We start from the raw sequence: 17,500 nt of genomic DNA on the forward strand, positions 1-17,500 counted from the left end.
ACTTTACTTAGCCACCGCCATCTTCAGATAGGTTGAAGCGTATGGCGATTGTTGAATACGTGTTGCAAAGTCGTCGCGATTGATCAGCTTCTTCACGGCTGTCGGATCGTCCATATCCAGGCATGAGAAATCTTTATAGAATGCAGGATCTGTTTGAAGGAGATCAAGCAACTCCATGGCCAGTGCATCTGGCTCTGGTCGCTCGGATTTGCCACGGAAGAGCTTTCTGTTTTTGAAGAATGCACCTACGGTTTCAGTAAGCCCGAATATGCTGCTTTGTGCTTCTTTTGATTTCTTCAGTTTTGTAATGTCAGGCACTCCTACTGAGAGTGCATCGTTTGCCCGGAGTATGCCGTTGCCAAAGTATTTCTCCCAATAGGGAAAGACTTCTCCTTTGGCAGCGGCGGAAAATAATGCATTGCGAACTGCTTCGACTTTCTTCCAACCATTGCCTTTGTCGTAGTAGCCCTTTTCTTCCAGTGTTTTTCGATGATGCGCGATCCACAATGCAGCTGCAGCGGCAACCTGCGGTGTGGCAGATGAAGTTCCACCGCCGCTACGGACGAATTCCGGGGTAACACATGCCCATGGTATGTTTGGCGTGTAGCCTGCCAGTGCTTTTCTCATTCTGGAAGGAGGTCCCCAACAGCCCTGCATGTATTGCGTTCCGATTGCCATTCGCGACTGTTGCACGTATTCAACATCGTATGGCATGTGGTTGAACATTGCACCTGTTGCAGCAATGACGCGTTCAAATGCTGCCGGGAACATCACACATTTTGGAAGTAGCGCACCAGTCCCCTTATACCAACAGTTGCTTGCCGCAGTGACTAGTACTATTCCTGCCTCATAGGCGGCGTTTACTGCCTCCGCCATTCGCACACTTGGCTTTCCTGCCATAGACATTGACACTACTTCACAATTATTTGCGATAGCGTAGTCCACCGCGTCGCAGAAGTTTTGAGTGTTCAGGATAACAACTGACTCCGAGATTCGAATGGGAATAACTTTGGCAAATGGAGCGCCGCCAACAAATCCTTCATACTCATCGAATGTCTGTGCCTTAGTGACTTTGTTGCCCGCCAGTAAGGTGAGGGTGCCAAGTCCGTGACCATCCTGACCCGAGTCGGTCTTGTCGATGGCTTTATTCGGATCGTCACCGGACACGAAACTTCGTGCTTTGTCGACTTGGAGATTCATTGGCAATGCCGGATGTCCAGGGATGTATCCCGTATCAAAGTGCCCAACGACGACCGTAGCGTCAGGGTTGGCAGTCATGACCGTGTTAAACGCTTTAGCCAGCTGAGAGTGTTTGTCGTCGAGGTGCCATCCTATTCTTGTGCCGTCCTGCGACTGATCTGGCGCCGGAGGCCATTCTTTGATGTATCCTGTATTGTTGGGATCGGCCGCACGTGTTACTGCTTCACGTTGGCCAGGAGTTTTACTGATCAACGGTTCCACCTTTACGCCGGGTGTTTCTTTCGAAAGTTGTGTTGCTAAAGCATGCGCTGCACTCCAGGCGCGCTCAACCGGTACGTTGTGAAGCTCGACGGTAATTCGATGCTTACCGTTCTTTTGTTCGTTCTTCAGGATCGTAGCCTGCGTTCCTTCTACAACATTCTCCAACTTTTGCGGCGACTCGATCAGCAGCACGGCCGGGCATTTCGAGTCGAGTGTGTCCCAGGGACCTTCGAAGCTTTTAACCACTTTCGGGCTACGCGATGACATCGGGTCGGGCTTTCTATATCCTGTTACTGCGCTGGCGTTTGGTATCTTTATTGAGAACGGAGAACCGTAGTCATAAGCGGCGATTATTCCGCCATACTGAAAGAAGTTGGGTGTCGGGAAGTGATATTTGTTAGTTACGCCTGCGATGATCTTTTCAGCATTACTGGTCGTGTACTCGGAGTCACCCAGCAGCGATAACAATGTTCCTGTAAACAATCCGTTCGATTTGCCATCCAGCGTTTCCTCATCGTCCTGGCAGGCAGCTAAAAGTTTTACTGACGCATTGATCTTGCCTGCAGTTGATGATTCGCTCTCCTTTTGACGATGTGCTTTTATTTTTTGCTGAACGCCTTTGTAAAGTTCTTCAGACGCTCTGTATGAGGCAGCAGCAACTTTCTTCGTCATCTTTCTCGAACGCGCACCTGATCGGTTGGTTTCAGTAGTCAAACCCTGTGTCAAGAGATCCGAGAGGTTTAATTCGCCCTGCACTCTGGTAACTGTTCCCGAGTGGCAACTATCAGAGATCACAGTGATGCGCACGCCGCTTTTGAACTTCTTCAGGCAATCGAAGATTTCATCATCGAGGAACTGTCTATCATAGAGGCACCAGGTTTGGTCAATCAATTCGTTATCACTGTCGGAACCATTTTCGTTGGGAATTTCCCCTCCGTGTCCGGAATAGGTTAAGAGAAGGATATCACCTGGTTTCAACTTTTTTGCGTGATCGTTTAAAGCCTTTTCTATGGCTTTTGACGAAGCCTGTTTGTCGTGGAAGCTCGTCGCTTTGAATCCGTTCTTAACAGCAAACGACTTCCAGTCTTTAGCGTCTTTTACGCATGCCTTGAGCTTTGGGAGGCCTGGGTACTTACTGGGGTCGGCGGTGTCGAGCCCGATATGAATAGAATAACCGACTGACATATATAGAGGGTTTTGTTATGGTTATCACTTTACTGATTTGATCAGTGCGAGCAGTTCGTCCTGACAGTTCTTTTCGCGGAAGTAGGCCAGGTGATTACTCGCAACAACTTTGTTTGTCGACACAGAACTATCATAGTTATTGATATCCTTCATGCTTTTTAAGGTCACAGCCATGTCGTTCAATTCCTTGTCGTATAGCCATTGAGTAAGGCCGGGATACACAGTGCCCTTTACCAACGCTTCGGACAAACGTTTAAGGAAGAAGTCATCGCCATCATACTTTTTCTTAAGGAGAGTTGTGTCTCCACCAATGATGCTAACCTTCACACCCGCTGGAAGCTTCGAGTGCGTCAGCTCTTTAATGAAGTCGGATGTAGGCTGCAATTGTTCCAGTGTGCCTGTGAGATTCAGTTCCATCTTCTTCAGCAGAAAGCATAGCCCTGAGATCGCAAGCTTAATAGGACCTGTCACATTCATTGCGTGTGTTAACAGACCGAGTACTGATTTGCCCAACGTCGCTATCTCGGATCCGCCACTTGGAACGCCCACGAGTATCAGATGCTTGACGAAGGCGTTTCCTCCCTCGTTTTGAATTAGTCTGCGACTGATCAGGCCGCCCATCGAATGCGCAATAATGGTGAGCGATGGCATGTCTTTCCCATTCCCAAAGCCCGCCGCCTGCAACGATTCACTCAGGTGCTTGCTCGTTTTCTCCAAGGGTGTGGCCAGATTTTCATAGTCATAAGTTAGTACATAGGGCACATCCTTGAAGAGATTCGACATCTCCTTCATTGACTCAACCATGTGTTTCGTGTCGCCTGTGATGCCATGAATAAGCATTACCGTACGGGCACCCTTCCCCTTTTGAAGAATCGACTTCATCTCAACAGGGTCGGTTGTTACGAGTGACCATACTTTGTCTTTGTCGACTTTATATAAAGCAAGTGTGTTGAGGTCCTTTTTGCGATTGATAAACTTTTTGAAAAACAATTTTACAGAACCAGCAAGACTTCTCGTCGAGATCAGTGAATCGCTATCGTGTAAAGTTCCAGGCGTTGGCTCTGGCAGATATTGAATGTGAATGTTGCCGTCTTTATCAGAATACCCCAATGGGAAATAGAGCTCACTTTTCGAATCATAGCCATAGGGGAGCACAAACTCGTCACTGCCTTCCAGTGAGCGTGTTCGGGACAAGGTCTCTTTAGGTTTGATCACTATCTCTTTACCATCCAGCGAAACCGGACGGCCATTGGCTGGAAGAAGCTCCAGTGCTTCAAGCGAATTTGACTGCATACCCAGGCCGTTGTTGAATGCATCATCTTCAACCAATGCATCATCGCCCCAGAGAGACGCTGGTGGTGAAATGCTCTTCAAAGCACGATCGGAAGCTTCATTCATTCCGCGCATGTTAGCTGTAGTTGCCTTTCTGTTTATGTCATTGCGGGTGATGAGGTAACTTTTGGCGGAAAAGTTGTCCGGAGCATTGAGTGTAAAAGATTGGAAGTCGTTGGTACCAGAAGACAGGGATCTGGATTTATTAGGGCCAAGTAATCGAATCGGAAAGGTGAATACCGCCCATTCCGATTCGTCCCGATCACCGGTTTTTGGTGCTTGAAATTCTATACTGCGTGATCCTGACTTTGGAACGTAAAGTTTCAGTCTATCCTGATCGTATGGCTTAAGGTTCAGGGGAACGCTTGAAATAATCACTTTCAGGTATTCGGACGCTTCGTTGATTCCCGCATTGCGATATTCAGCGGGTAGGGATAACGGTATTGTCTTATAAGTGATGTTCGACTTCGATATATAGTTGAGCGATAGCTCTTCACCCGCCCTTAGCAAAGTGCCTTCAGGTGTGAGGAATTGACTCGTGATGCCATATTCGAAATCGAGGAACAACGCGCCGACGTAGCACTGCTGTACTTTTGACACAGCGGGAATAGCGATCTTGAATCGCAAGGCAGGTTGCTGATCTTCTCCATTTGAGTCTGTAGCATAAGACAATGTCAGGTCGTCATCGGGCTTAACTGGTTCGATTTTGCCTTTTAACCTTTCGGCGTTTTCAGCGGTGATTCCTTCACCTTCGATTCGTTCTACAACGAACTCAAAATCATTCGGTGTGTATTTCGTTTGACTATTTATCAATGCAAGCGCCGACAACCACTTGCCAACGCTGTTTACCTGTCCCAGGAATTTTCCGGCGTCCTTTTCCGGCATGATCACCGGTGAACCTGCTCCGCGTTTTATCAATGAGTACTCGCTATCACTCGTGATATCGATGATAAAATCGGTCTCCTCCTTTCCATCATCGTTCAGTTTGAAATATGCGAATTCATTCCCCTTGTATGTTGTTCGAAGCTCAGTGGCTTTTGTTTTTGGCAGACTACTGGAAAAACCGACGCCCATTGATTTACCACCCATCGATGCAATAACACCACTGTATGACTGGTCACTTTTCAACTGCAGTGATTCTTTGATGTCAAGGATGGAGCGAACAGTCCCGGCGGATTCTACTTTGACGATAGTTTCCGTACCAGAAATGTTGATCAATGTATCGTTGGAGATTCCATGCATTTGTCCCGCAAAAAGCACCCACTTTGAGATGGATGCATCGCGTTTGATTTCAAATGAAGAAATATATGGTTTTAGCTTACCGCCTAAGAAAGTAAGGTTCAGATCTTCAGGGTCGCGGGCGAATGAGATGGGATTTTGACGACCAGATTTGCCCTGCACGGAGATGGCGAGGTTACCTGATAATTCCTGGTATGACTTTGATCCACCTCCACCTCTAAGCATTTCAACCAGCTTGCGAGTATAGAGCCCGCCGTTAAGATTCTCCTGCGCGAGTTCATTATCGCGACAGGCAGCCATATGTACATAGCGGGCTATGGCAATGTCGGCTCGTTTGTTCTTAACTCTGTAATAGCCAGTTTTGAATCCGATGTATTTCTCCAGAGGGATGTCGTTGCGTGAAGGCTGCAGCTGACGAACTCTGATGCCATTATTATTTTCAATGACGTTGCGGGTAATGCCACCCGAATGGCAACAATCGGTGATTACAACGCAATGCACATCCTTTTTGCCGTCGAGTGCGTCCCAAAGCAAATAGGCAATTTCCTTGTCGATTATGTCCCGGGATTTTGCAGTTCGACTATCGACACAAACCAACGTTTCGTTCTGACGATCCGGCTTTGTATGCCAGAACATTTCTGGTGCCTGCGTATGCGAACCGTGACCGCTGTAGTAAAGTAAACACACATCGCCCGCCTTTGCCTGCTTCAAGTGAGCGAAGGCTTTTGAGGTGATGTTATCGAACGTGGGACTTGTTGACTTGATATCGACACGTTTCTTGTCCTGGTATTCTTTTATGATTTGTTTGTCAGTACTGTTCGGCGCGAGCATATAGAGCGGCTCATAGTTGCGATCCTGTTGTTGAGCGGTAAGTTCTCGCAGCAGAAGGTCAACATCGAGCACATCGCGGATACAACCATAGAGTTCATGGTCGGGATAGGCATCTATCCCAATTAGCGTAGCGTAAAGTTTGGGAAGTGTCTTTGCAGCAGCTGGCCGGGCTGATGGTTTGCTCCTGGGAGTTGGAACTGATGGCTTCGTCGTTGTGCGCAAGGACGCGCTTTTTGAGGTGCGCTTAGCGGCCCCAGGGGCTCGCTTCGATGTGCGTGAAGGTGTTCCTGACGATGACCTGGTCGGTTTCTTAGCCATAGGTTTAACATTAACGGGCGACTTCAAAACTTCGCGTAAGCAGCCAGCTTACATTTGAAACAAGGGCTGCTCCATTGCGTGCAGGTTCGTCGTATAGCCTGCAGCAACAATGGGAAGCAAAATCCACTCACAGCCTGGACACAGAGATGAAATTACCGGGCAGACAAAAACGGGTCGAGGTGTCCTACTGCGAAGACTTCAAAAATTGTAATCCGATCGATGTCCTACCCTTCAAACAACCCGATAGCTGGGGTGCGGCAACGCGGAGCCCGCACAGTAGAATTCTCCCATTCATCAGGCGACGGCGATTGAAGCGCGGATGATGGATCAAGTTATTCAATTTTGATACGATGATCAATCTATACAGTTGAGATTTTTGAGAGGTAGTGACACAGGTTGTCGCCAATATCCCTGAAAATGTGGATCGGATATAATAAGGCCGTTGTGCCCTGCGCTTTGATACCAGAGCATCCGGGTCATAGCCATCCGTTGTGAGATCACGAAATAGTCTTAACTTAGTCATAAGATTCCCTGTCTATCTATATTTCATTGTTTGTTTTATCTATTGGGATTCTCCGTTTGTTAGAATTTAGATGAACATTCATGGTGCATGCCATGACTATCAATACCCCGATCGATCCAGATTTTTGATGCCGACTTTATTCATCAAATGATTTGAAATATTTATGGCAAAGAAACCATTGAAGAAAGCGAAGACAACAAAGAAGTCGGCGCCCAAAAAAAAGAAGTCCGCAGCGAGGAAGCGGACGCTCAGTAGTTCAAAGACAATGAAGAAGTCGTTGAAGAAAGTTGGTTCAGCGAAGAGCGTAATGGGTGGCAAGCGCGTAAAAATTGCGAAGAAGGCTGCGAAACGAAAGGCCAGTCCTGTGAAGGTTACTAAACGAAAATCCTCAGTTGCCAGGAAGGTTAAACCTGCAGCAGACATTGCAGTGTCAAGGTCACCATTTGTTGATGCCTTACGTTTCATTTCCGCATTGCCGTTGCCCGCACAACCCGACGGAACGAGAGGCTTGGATGGACAAGATGTGATCTCGTTCACTACTGAAAAATCAGAATCAGTGATGGTAGGATCTGACATCGTATCATTTGCTGCGGGACTGCCAGAGGGTATGCGTACCGTAATTACCAACTCATTACTGCTTGCACAACTGGCCGCTTCAAAGAAGGTTGGTGATTCCGAAAAGACAACCGAGTGGTACAAGACATACTTCAATGTGCTTACTACACTGGGATGGGTCATCCAGGAACAGGGCTTTACGGAACACGAGGAGAGTGGCAAAGAGTTCGAAGTCCATAAGGCGATTCTGGCAGTAGCTGCAACTGTGTTCAGTGCCGGCGCTACCGCACTTGCAATTATCACCTCGACATTGAATGCGTTGGAGAAGATGGGTGATGGTCCATGGCTGACGATCTTTAAGAAAAAGAGCGAACGGGGAAAAGTGGCTCAGTTTCAGGTTACGGTAGTAGAACCGATTGGTGATGGCGGATGCAAGATATCGTTGATGGCATTTGAACTTGAAGGCAAGAATAATTTGACTCAGGTGTTATTCTTCAAATTCAACTCTTCGAGTGTTACGTTGAAACATGCGTCGGGTACGGTTACATTAGACAAGGAGATGGTGGAGGATCTGGGGCCGGCTATTGCTAATAAGGTCCGGCCATTCCAGCTTGATTTTATCGCAAACATACCGGTGGGTTGAGGAACCGGATTATTTGGATGAATTTGATCAGACTTCTTCCATCAATTGTTCTGCTTCAATAATGTTGAGCAGTCTGTCCAAGTTTTTGTGTACGCCCATTCCCTTTTCGAACAGAAGCTTAGTTAACGGTTTCTTAATGCCCGCCGGCAGGAATCCATTCATTTTTATGTACCAGGTTAGTCGGCATCCTTCTCCGACACTCTGGAATTTGCAGGTGAGTGTGAAATCAACGGGACCTCTACCTAACGAGGATGTATAATAATCAAAAGGACGATAGTCAAGTATCCGCTCAATGACCTTGCTGTTTACACAGTGGTTGGTGGCTCCTCGTCCTAGCCGTCCCGTTGGCCGGGCGAGGATATCCCAGTTGGAGCCGTCGTTCCATCGTGTTTTCATCTTTGGGTCGTTGAACCATTCCCACAACAACGATGGTGCTACCGGAAAATCCCTCTGTACAATAAAGTCAGCTTCATCGGCGGTAACATAGACAACTCTTTCATCGACGAACTTCCTATACATCGAGTCCAGATCCATGCTGAAGGTTTCGACGGTTCCAATGTGATCGAACGTTTCGGTCTCGGAGTGTAATTGTGTAGAGTTTAGTTTAATGTGGTCGAGGCACTCCTTCGTGAACAATGCGTACGCTTTCCATCCGGTAGTTTCTGTGACATGATTTTTCAAAAGACGATGGGCCACATTTACGCAAGAACCTAATGGCTTGGTTTTGCCGCCAACATTATTGAGAATGTATTCACCATAGTGCACGATAAATTTCAGGTCCAATGTAGTTGCCATCTTGCAGGCTTTGCATTCGCATGTCATGGCGCGATTGACTGACTTTCGTTTATCTCTGAATGAATAGTATAACGACTCAATCATATCCGGTACGATGTCAGCGAGCCGTCCACGGCTGTTGCTATCAGTTGTTGAATTCGTATTGTTTTGAGGGTCCTTCGAATAAACAAACACGGCATCTCCTTCCACTTCTGCTAAAGTGAACACGGGCGTAAGCGTTGAGATGATGCTGTTGAGCATTCGCCGAAGGATCTCCTGTGAATGTTCAAGCTCTGTTTCTGCGACAAAGGGAGTATATCCCGTGATGTCAGCCAGAATTAAAAAACCTCTTTGAGTTCGTGGGTTCATGATTGGGCCCGGAACATTGTCGGTTGACAAATCTTAGGTTATTCAATATAGCAAAACTTTCCAGGATGGAATAATAGGCGACTGAGTTGCTAATGCCGATCAGTGTGTGGGGCAGCAATAAAATCTGAATTTTTCAACAAAGTTGTCGCCTCAACTTTGTTGCGGAGGCATGGTGTTCGAGCGATGCCGAGGCGATGCGTAATAAATTCCCCTTAATTGTTTATATTTATTTTGACCAGACAGCTATATGGGCGGACCCTTGCAGGTCGTCCTTGAATTCTACAAACCCTATCCCGTAAACCGATTAACAATCATGGGACTATTTAATTTTAAGAAAAGGGAGTCGGATCCAGCAAGAACTATTCAACGCATGATTGATTACATGCCCGAATTCTACCGCAATCATCGTCAGTTTGAAAACTGTGTTCAGTACTTTAAGCAGGGAGAATTGGGCCTTGCCTTGAATAGCCTGATAGAACTGACTGAGGAGACGGGGCACAATTTTTCAGAGGAGTTTTGGGCCGGATTATCAGACGCAGCCAGCAAAATGGGACTTAAAGAAGAAGTCCATTTTTGCAGGGAGCAGGCCGCCGGTAGCCAGAATGAGTTGAGATCAAAAATTCCATTTGGGTCAACTTTAGAAAAAATTGACGACACGCACGTTCAATATCACACTTCCACCAGACTGAAAGATGAGAACGCAGAAATGAGACGCAAGAAGGACAAGGTCATGGCTCTTTCTGCCGAGGATGGTGTACACTTAAAACTTCATGATCTCGGAGGTTTCATTTATCTCGTTGACAAGGGGCGGATTGCCGAAATAGACGTTGAACTAGCGGCGAGCAGATTGGTTCTTTGTCTGGAGAAAATCAATTATTGGTCAATTCCCACGCGGACTGAGATGACCCAGGAGGAAATAAGTCGAATTAAGCGGCAGCTCACATCGTGGTCGGCGAAGTCAAGAAACCCAGTGGAATTTGTCGAGTCCGTCTGACTATTGATAACTGAGCGATTCTCGAATTGCCTCCAATGAACTGTACCGGGGCATATAATTCAGAAGCCTTCGGGCCTTATCAATGCTTCCGATAGTACTGTGCATTAAATGATCCCAGGTGCACTGGGCATCGGATTCCGACACCATGGTTCGAAATTCATCCCAGGGTTTGAATAGGAGATTTGCCTTTTGATTATAACCTTCGGCTATTGCTTCTGCATATCCACGCCATGTTAACGCCTTATCCGAAAGCACATGGAAGCTTTGGCCGGTCGCCCTTTCTTTATTCACAAGTGCCTGCATGAATCCGGCTGCGACATCATCGGCATGAACATGGTGTAGCGTCTCCAGACCCAGGTTGGGCATAATCAGTTCCTGACCGCTGGCCAGTGCCGTGAATACTTCGCGGTTAAAATTCCCCTGGGGATTCAGAGGCGTCCATCCTGGTCCAACGATATGTCCAGGGTGTAATATTGTGACGGGTAAACGCTGCTGGTCGACCTGATTCAATAGATAGTCTTCTATTGCTGCCTTTCGGATACCATATTCTCCAAGGGGCCGCCGTGGATGTGACTCGTCAGAAGGTGCCTCGACCTTGTAGCCGTGTACCCACATAGTTCCACAATGAAGAAAGTGTTGCACGCGGTCCAGAAGCGCGCTAACCAGCTGATTTGCGCTTTCCACTGTAAAACATATCAAGTCGATGACAACATCCGGGGCGAGGTCGGCAACCATCTGCCCGAATCTTCCTTCTTTTTCCAGTTGACCACGATCGACGTTTATCCATTGAATCTTTTGCCATGTGGCATCCGAGACGTATGGCTTATGTTGCTGTCTGCTGATGACCGTCACCTCATAACCCTCTTTTACCAGACGGGGGATTAGAAACGTGCCGATGTGACCTGTGCCACCGATAACTACCACCTTCATACTGTGAACCTGCGAATTGTTGCTCTATTAGTCTCTGTTACATTATCAGTATTCGGCCAGTAGTTTAGCTGTCACTGATTCAAATTCCTGTAAAGTAGTTAATCCAAACCAAATTGACTTATTCGTTTCACGTAGGTGTTGGCGTTCGTAGAATCGCCGGGAGGTGAAATCGGCGTTTGGTTTGATCTTTGTGCTGAAATGCTGGAATGAATCAACTTCATATATAATGAACTCAACTACATTAATAAAGGATCTGACAGAGACACAGATTTTATCCGCAGTTCGGGAAAGGTTTAAGGATGAACTCGTGGCGGATATGGATATGGAAAAATTGATCGACGGTTCGAAAACTCTTGCTGATCTTTATTCCGCTATTCAGTCCGAGATTGATATGCGCGATCGAGGTGGAGTGATCCGCAAATAGACTACTTCCCTTTGAGCAAGAATATTTGTATGACGTGTTTAGCGCATGTCGCGGCTGGGCTTGAGCCCGCCGATCTGAACGAGCCCTTTGTCCGTGAAAAGTTTGCCCTCGGATTTATATCGAATTGTGACCTTTTCCAGTTGTCTCCCATCGGCTGCGAGCTCTATTGTGCGACTGCTCTGACCGGCATTAAGGCGATTATCCATTTGTGGTGTGAGCATGTCACCATTTATCAACGTGATCTTTACACTGCGGATTGAGATAGCCCGATCGTATACGTATATCCTCAATGCTGCAAACTTTTCTTTGCTCTTAATGTTGAAGACGTCTGTCTCGCGAATGTGATTAGCGTGGCCTTGAGCCAGGAACACCCAATCACCTTCAGGTTCACGCAAACGATTCGATGAACCACAACTATACAGAAATAGTACGCATCCGAATAATAATCCGATATATACATTTCTTCTTAAGGCCTCTATGCAGTTAGGAATAATCAATGTATTCATGCTGAACGTGCTCACCAAAGTTTCCATTACCCCCACTTATTGCATCTGATCTTTGATGTCTTTTATCTTTTCCAGATGTGACTCAAGTAAGGGTAGATATTTTTCCGCGAATTGACTGATCTTTCTGTCTGAGGATTGGGCTGCTTCTTCAAAGGAACTGATATCGCGTTCATGCTCTGAAATCATTATGTCGACAAACTTTTTGTCAAAGCTCTTCCCGCTTTCTTTTACGAGATCAGTACGTTCATCACTTTTTCCTTCGCTCATGTTGTCAGGAAGGGTGACATTTTTGGTAGCGGCCAGCAATTTGACTTGCGCCAGAAGCATCTGCTGATCCTTCATCATCAGCTTTCCGTAGTCTCGTATGAGGCCGTTGGCACTTTTTTCACTTGCAAGCTTCCCCTGCTGTAAGTCGGCCATTCGTCCGTCAGCTACCCGGGCCAGGAAATTTGCATCCTCTTCATTTACCTCCTTGTCGTCAGATTTTCGATCGTTGGATCTCTCTGCTTGCTCTACCGCGTCCGTTGATTGGGATCGTGAGGTGTAGGAAATTGTGGTTAAGGAGATGATAGTTGATACAATGACAATTACCGGTTTCATAGTAGTATTTGTTTTAGAACCGGGAACAAAGGATATGCCATCAGGCAGGGAGAAATTGAAGATCTGACGCTGAGTGTCGGCAGTCCTTTTGAACAGAATTATGCAGTATTACGTGCGTTGCTTTACTGTGAACTGGGTATCGTTTGGGAATAATAATCCCACGCGATGATTAAACTGCGCAACAATTGAGGCTGGTTACTTCATAGCTACTGATAAAAATAGCGGGTAATAGACTCAACATCGCTTTCCTTATAATGCTTCGTTGCCGAAGCAGGATATCCGTCACCATCGTAATTGTAGTCTGTGAATTCTGGTATGAAGCTGGGGAACGAGCATCCAACGTATTGTACCTGTTCGGTAATCCGGTTGTTGATAGAGAAGTTTCGCAGGAGGAAGTCCACATAGCCGAGGTGGCTGAACGGATTAATGCCTTTGTCGTAGCTGTAGGTCCCCTCACTGCAAAGTGCATCGCCGCGGGTAGTTTTATCGCTCTTTATGCTGCCCAGCTCATTCACAAGAGAGTATTCAAATTGCTGCCCATTCGAAGACTTGTATATCGTATTGACAACCCTTCCTCCAAATGAATATTGCAATGTGACTTCTGTCGAGATGCCAGAGGGCTGAGGTCTGTGTTGTATCTGTATAGGTCGGTTTTGTTCATCGTAAGCGTAAATGGTGGTTTCACTGGGTGTTGTGCGGTTTGCATTAAAGGTTTCTATTTTGCTTACGCGACCCGATTGGTAAGTAAACCTGGAGTTTCCGCTAATCACGAACGAGTTATTGGCACTTGAGTATTGATACTGTATAGTCGACGCTAAGGTTCCGTCGTTGTTGTATTGATAACTCGTCTTGCCATCAGTTGTAAGTGATCCATTGCTGCGGGTGTAATTAACAACGTACGCGAGTTTCTTAACCGCAGTGGAGCCTGAAAATACGAAGGTTGTTGGCACAACATCGGCCTGTACGCGACGCTCCCAAAGGTATGCGCCCTTAAACTCCTGCCTGCTTTTCACTTTCCATTTCTCCACTTCAAAAACATAATGGTCAAATCCGGTTCTGATCTTCAGATCGTTGTCGCCTGGGCCAGTATAGGGAAGCCTGGCTCTCCATTTTTCATTGTTAAATTCATCATAGCCGGTGATCATAAATTCGGCATCAATGTTGGCATAAAATATCTTGCCAACAGTAGGCTCGAATTTGACGCGAATATCCATCCATGAAGTGTTGCCTGGTTCTTCACCCACTCCGAAGCTGTCATATCCGAAGTCCTGCGCGCGATCTTCGTCGTGAACGACCATCACATGCTGTGTCAATAGTTTTTGACTTCCCGGCAAGATTTCGAAGCGTATAGGCGCTACGTTCGCGGCTGAGCTTGCCCGGGCTGATCCCTCTCGTGGAATGGCATAAAATGCCTTATCACCAGAAATCAAAACGACCTTCGTTATTTCGTAGTCACCCACGGGAAGCAAAATTGCTTTTTCAGTTTCCGACTCCTGGCCCGTAGTCACCAGGTTAAACGATTCCTGATCAAATATTTTCTGGCCATCGGAAGTTTCAAGACTTAGTAAGAGCATGGGCGTTGGGTGCTCCGCGCTATCGCCCGACCGTGGTGTAAGGCCTGTAATATGGAACGACAGATGACCATATTGTTCAATCGGTGTTTCGTGGTCGTCGCAGCTGATCGCAGCTAGTATAAGAAGTATTGAAATGAAGGAGAGTTTTGTTTTCACGAGTTGTAGTTTTCAATCTGATGAACTGAACTTGATGATGGCCCTTCAGGTTTCGATTCTGCTGCCGTTTCGGGTGGAGGGAGTGACAAATACGGTAAATCCCGTAGTGCTGATCACCGTTCCTACGGTAATCTCCGTATTTGGGCACCTTTCGAATAGAATACGCGCGGGACTGTACAACTTTGATGGTCATCCGTCAGTTATGGGCTTGCATACGATCACCATGAACAGAATCCCGGTTAAACGGCATCAATCTTTTGGACAGAGCAAGTCCGTAGCGCGACTGATCACGCTTGTTCTTGGGCTAGTCGTAGCCCTTGTAACGGTGTTCGTTCTTGTTAATTGTTCCGATTCATCCGACAGAAAATCTTACGGATACTGGCGCGCGTTGTAAAAACATGTTGTTGATCAAATGCTGGTTGACACCAAGGACGAAGCCGCTTATCTTTAGCGACCCCTTAATGATGAAAGTTCGTTTAGTATTAGCGATTATCCTTTCAGCGCTTAGCGTTCTGGTTTATGCGCAAAGTTCAATTTCTGACGTACTTGAAGCCGCAAAGAGACTCCAGCAAGGCGGGAAACTCCAGGCGTCCCGGGAAATGCTGGAAAAACATATTCGAGCAGAAGGATCGCTTTCAGAACCCAACGATGGAACGTCAAAGACAGCAGCGTTGTATTCAATGTTGGGAAGTGTATGCGAAGATCAGGGCTACATCTCATTGGCAGCGGTCGCGTATAGGAAGGGCGTTACCTCATCTAGCAAGATAAATGATCGCACGTGGGGGGCCAGTTCATTGAACGGGTTGGCCCGTATGCAAACTAATTACGGGAGCTACGACTCGGTGCTTTTGAATCTGGCGCTGAGTCGTGAGCTGGATTCGACACGCGGAAATCTCATAGAGGCCGATCAGGCAGAAGGCAGATACTGGCAGGCGCAAAATCAATACGACAAAGCACTTGAAGCTCTGCACCGCGCTCTTGATAATGCATCCGCCATACACGACGACAATATTCTGGCAATCATTCTGAGTAGCATTGGCAGCGTCCTATTCAGTCATAATCCCGACATGAATGTAGCGCTCGACTTTTATCGTCGATCCAACGACTTAGGTGATTCACTGAAGCCATCACCAATTTATATCCGAACGACGTGTCGTATGGCAAACTCGTATATGGTGACTGGAGACCTTAAACTGGCAGAACAGAATCTAAGGCGCGCCCGGCGATGGGTTGAGTCAACAGAATACCTTCCCTTAAAGGCATATGTTCTTTCCAGTTGGAGCATTCTTCTGGCAGAGCACGGCGATTATAAAGCCGCCGCCGACTTTGCTGATGAACCGATACGAATCAATCGTCAGCTTGATGACAAACGGCAACTTCAAAAGGACTTGCTTAACGTTGCTGAGCTTCGAATGATGATCGGGCAAAATGAGGAAGCCAGGAAGCTATTAGGCGAGGGTATATCCATCGGACACGATCTTCACGACGTTGTATTTCTGAAATACTTCTACAACATGCGCGCGCGGCTCGACACTGCAACCGGCGATTATCGACTGGCGTATAGCGATATGGTGAAAGCTGTGGCTTACAAGGACAGCACTTTCTCTGTCGATCACCTGCGGGCGGTGAATGAGATCAGGGAGAAATACGAGGCCGAGCAAAAGGAGAAGATAATTGCAGAAAAGGAGCTGCAGATTGAAGAGCAAAAGTATCAACGCGCAGTGATGTTAGGTGCGTTGGTGATTGCTGTCCTGGCATCTGCGGTAGTGTTCATTGTATTGAAAAGCCGCAGTAGCAGCCGATTACAAAATGAAAAACAACTTCGTCTTCAGGCAGTTGTTCGCACGCAGGAGGAAACACAACAACGAATTGCCCGCGATCTGCACGACGGGCTTGTTCAGGTACTCGGTGCTGCGCAGCTATCGCTGGAGTCAGTTAGTGATACCACAGATCCGCTTAAACTTCATCAGCAAATTAGAACCGCTTCGGGTATCCTTGACGATGCTGTAATGGAGGCGCGTTCCATCTCACATCAGGTGTTGCCTTACTCGATACTGAAAGGTGGATTGGTCGAAGCGCTGGAGGAGCTGATGTCAAGGAACTTTGATGAGTACGAATTCCAAAAGCCAGCCGGTGGACTGAACCTCAGCGAAAGTAAATCGATCAATGTATTTCGCATTGTTCAGGAGCTTGTTAACAACGTTCGCAAGCATGCCGAAGCATCTTTTGTCCGATTGGTGATCGTATCTGAGAGTGGTAAATTGAAACTGATCTTTGAAGATAACGGCAAAGGTTTTGATCCACAGATTCCATCACAGGGTGTTGGTCTTTCCAACCTGAAGACACGCGCCGAGATGATGAATGGATCGATAACGATCTCAAGTGCACTGCCGAAGGGAACACGTATTGAATTAACGCTCGGAATATGAAGAAACCGATACGCCTCTTCATTGCAGATGATCACCACCTGATGCTTGAAGGGCTGGCATCGCTCATTGGCAGCATTGAAGGCCTTGAGTTGACTGGCAAATTTGCATCGGGCCGGGATCTGCTGGATACCCTGCTTAAGACTGTGCGGCTCCCAGACGTTTGCCTGATAGACATAGAAATGCCTGGCATTGATGGTATTGAGACGGTGCGCCTGATCCGTGAAAAATTTGTTGATATGAAAATCATGGCCCTGACCATGCATGATGAGCAACACTTTGTGAATCGCATGATTGTTGCAGGGGCCAATGGGTATGTACTGAAGAACGTAAAGCGTCAGTCGTTCATTGATTCGATCAACCGCGTAATGTCGGGAAATAGTTTTGTCATTGAAGGACTGGCTCACAAGAAGGTCAACGTTCCGGACGACGAACTTACTGACCGCGAGAAAGACATCCTCAAGCAAATTGTTCTTGGAAAGAGTAATAAGGAGATCTCGGCGGAGCTCTACATAAGCGACCGGACAGTCGATACCCATCGCACCAACATTAAACGCAAGTTGAAGCTAACCACATTGTCGCAGCTCATGCAATATGCAAAGGAGCACGGGCTATCGTAGCCGGCTTTAGTGTCCTGTTGTAATATTCAGTCAATGTGAC

The 17,500-nt window shown here is 47.0% G+C and carries 13 protein-coding genes; 6 read left to right on the plus strand and 7 right to left on the minus strand.

The features are described from left to right. Nucleotides 1-3 precede the first annotated feature (3 nt). Both WBG78_RS04520 and WBG78_RS04525 read right to left on the minus strand, forming a co-directional pair. The gene (locus WBG78_RS04520; RefSeq protein WP_337325186.1) at nt 4-2,646 is read right to left on the minus strand and encodes a S8 family serine peptidase; all 2,643 of its coding nucleotides are present in this window, start codon (nt 2,644-2,646) and stop codon (nt 4-6) included. Between the two features lie 24 nt (nt 2,647-2,670). Then, nucleotides 2,671-6,366: a caspase family protein gene (locus tag WBG78_RS04525; protein ID WP_337325187.1), complete on the minus strand. Its 3,696-nt coding sequence runs from the start codon at nt 6,364-6,366 to the stop codon at nt 2,671-2,673. A gap of 686 nt (nt 6,367-7,052) precedes the next feature. On the opposite strand from WBG78_RS04525, the gene WBG78_RS04530 reads away from it, so the two are divergent. Further along, nucleotides 7,053-8,087, plus strand: a complete 1,035-nt coding sequence (locus WBG78_RS04530; RefSeq protein WP_337325188.1) for a hypothetical protein — start codon at nt 7,053-7,055, stop codon at nt 8,085-8,087. 27 nt (nt 8,088-8,114) lie between these two features. Here the strand turns inward: WBG78_RS04530 and WBG78_RS04535 are convergent, their stop codons facing one another. Further along, entirely contained in the window at nt 8,115-9,230 is a 1,116-nt protein-coding gene (locus WBG78_RS04535; protein WP_337325189.1) for a DUF2652 domain-containing protein, read from the minus strand. A gap of 313 nt (nt 9,231-9,543) precedes the next feature. On the opposite strand from WBG78_RS04535, the gene WBG78_RS04540 reads away from it, so the two are divergent. After that, on the plus strand, nt 9,544-10,224 hold the full coding sequence (locus WBG78_RS04540; protein WP_337325190.1) for a hypothetical protein: 681 nt from the start codon (nt 9,544-9,546) through the stop codon (nt 10,222-10,224). Here the strand turns inward: WBG78_RS04540 and WBG78_RS04545 are convergent, their stop codons facing one another. Then, complete coding sequence (locus tag WBG78_RS04545; protein ID WP_337325191.1) at nt 10,225-11,154, minus strand: NAD-dependent epimerase/dehydratase family protein; 930 nt, start codon at nt 11,152-11,154, stop codon at nt 10,225-10,227. Between the two features lie 226 nt (nt 11,155-11,380). On the opposite strand from WBG78_RS04545, the gene WBG78_RS04550 reads away from it, so the two are divergent. Beyond that, a complete protein-coding gene (locus tag WBG78_RS04550) occupies nt 11,381-11,578 on the plus strand; it encodes a hypothetical protein (protein WP_337325192.1) in 198 nt (65 codons plus the stop codon). Nucleotides 11,579-11,616: 38 nt separating this feature from the next. On the opposite strand, the gene WBG78_RS04555 is transcribed toward WBG78_RS04550, so the two are convergent. The 3 genes from WBG78_RS04555 to WBG78_RS04565 all read right to left on the minus strand — a co-directional run bounded on the left by WBG78_RS04555 (nt 11,617) and on the right by WBG78_RS04565 (nt 14,414). Continuing rightward, a complete protein-coding gene (locus WBG78_RS04555) occupies nt 11,617-12,111 on the minus strand; it encodes a hypothetical protein (protein ID WP_337325193.1) in 495 nt (164 codons plus the stop codon). A gap of 9 nt (nt 12,112-12,120) precedes the next feature. Further along, entirely contained in the window at nt 12,121-12,684 is a 564-nt protein-coding gene (locus tag WBG78_RS04560; RefSeq protein ID WP_337325194.1) for a DUF4142 domain-containing protein, read from the minus strand. Nucleotides 12,685-12,890: 206 nt separating this feature from the next. Further along, on the minus strand, nt 12,891-14,414 hold the full coding sequence (locus WBG78_RS04565; protein WP_337325195.1) for a hypothetical protein: 1,524 nt from the start codon (nt 14,412-14,414) through the stop codon (nt 12,891-12,893). Between the two features lie 34 nt (nt 14,415-14,448). Here WBG78_RS04565 and WBG78_RS04570 point away from each other — a divergent pair, with 34 nt between their 5' ends. The 3 genes from WBG78_RS04570 to WBG78_RS04580 all read left to right on the plus strand — a co-directional run bounded on the left by WBG78_RS04570 (nt 14,449) and on the right by WBG78_RS04580 (nt 17,460). Further along, nucleotides 14,449-14,808 (plus strand): hypothetical protein, encoded by a 360-nt coding sequence (locus WBG78_RS04570; protein WP_337325196.1) that lies wholly within the window; start codon nt 14,449-14,451, stop codon nt 14,806-14,808. A gap of 67 nt (nt 14,809-14,875) precedes the next feature. Continuing rightward, nucleotides 14,876-16,843 (plus strand): ATP-binding protein, encoded by a 1,968-nt coding sequence (locus tag WBG78_RS04575; protein ID WP_337325197.1) that lies wholly within the window; start codon nt 14,876-14,878, stop codon nt 16,841-16,843. After that, on the plus strand, nt 16,840-17,460 hold the full coding sequence (locus WBG78_RS04580) for a response regulator transcription factor (RefSeq protein ID WP_337325198.1): 621 nt from the start codon (nt 16,840-16,842) through the stop codon (nt 17,458-17,460). Before WBG78_RS04575 ends, WBG78_RS04580 begins: the two co-directional genes overlap by 4 nt. Nucleotides 17,461-17,500 lie beyond the last annotated feature (40 nt).

The sequence above is a fragment of the Chryseolinea sp. T2 genome, assembly GCF_037203685.1.
Classification (GTDB): Bacteria; Bacteroidota; Bacteroidia; order Cytophagales; family Cyclobacteriaceae; genus Chryseolinea.

Coding starts and splice junctions, on each gene's coding strand:
- WBG78_RS04520 (WP_337325186.1), bottom strand. CDS start 2,646: ATGTCAGTCGGTTATTCTATTCATATCGGGCTCGACACCGCCGACCCC.
- WBG78_RS04525 (WP_337325187.1), bottom strand. CDS start 6,366: ATGGCTAAGAAACCGACCAGGTCATCGTCAGGAACACCTTCACGCACA.
- WBG78_RS04530 (WP_337325188.1), top strand. CDS start 7,053: ATGGCAAAGAAACCATTGAAGAAAGCGAAGACAACAAAGAAGTCGGCG.
- WBG78_RS04535 (WP_337325189.1), bottom strand. CDS start 9,230: ATGAACCCACGAACTCAAAGAGGTTTTTTAATTCTGGCTGACATCACG.
- WBG78_RS04540 (WP_337325190.1), top strand. CDS start 9,544: ATGGGACTATTTAATTTTAAGAAAAGGGAGTCGGATCCAGCAAGAACT.
- WBG78_RS04545 (WP_337325191.1), bottom strand. CDS start 11,154: ATGAAGGTGGTAGTTATCGGTGGCACAGGTCACATCGGCACGTTTCTA.
- WBG78_RS04550 (WP_337325192.1), top strand. CDS start 11,381: ATGAACTCAACTACATTAATAAAGGATCTGACAGAGACACAGATTTTA.
- WBG78_RS04555 (WP_337325193.1), bottom strand. CDS start 12,111: ATGGAAACTTTGGTGAGCACGTTCAGCATGAATACATTGATTATTCCT.
- WBG78_RS04560 (WP_337325194.1), bottom strand. CDS start 12,684: ATGAAACCGGTAATTGTCATTGTATCAACTATCATCTCCTTAACCACA.
- WBG78_RS04570 (WP_337325196.1), top strand. CDS start 14,449: ATGATGGCCCTTCAGGTTTCGATTCTGCTGCCGTTTCGGGTGGAGGGA.
- WBG78_RS04575 (WP_337325197.1), top strand. CDS start 14,876: ATGATGAAAGTTCGTTTAGTATTAGCGATTATCCTTTCAGCGCTTAGC.
- WBG78_RS04580 (WP_337325198.1), top strand. CDS start 16,840: ATGAAGAAACCGATACGCCTCTTCATTGCAGATGATCACCACCTGATG.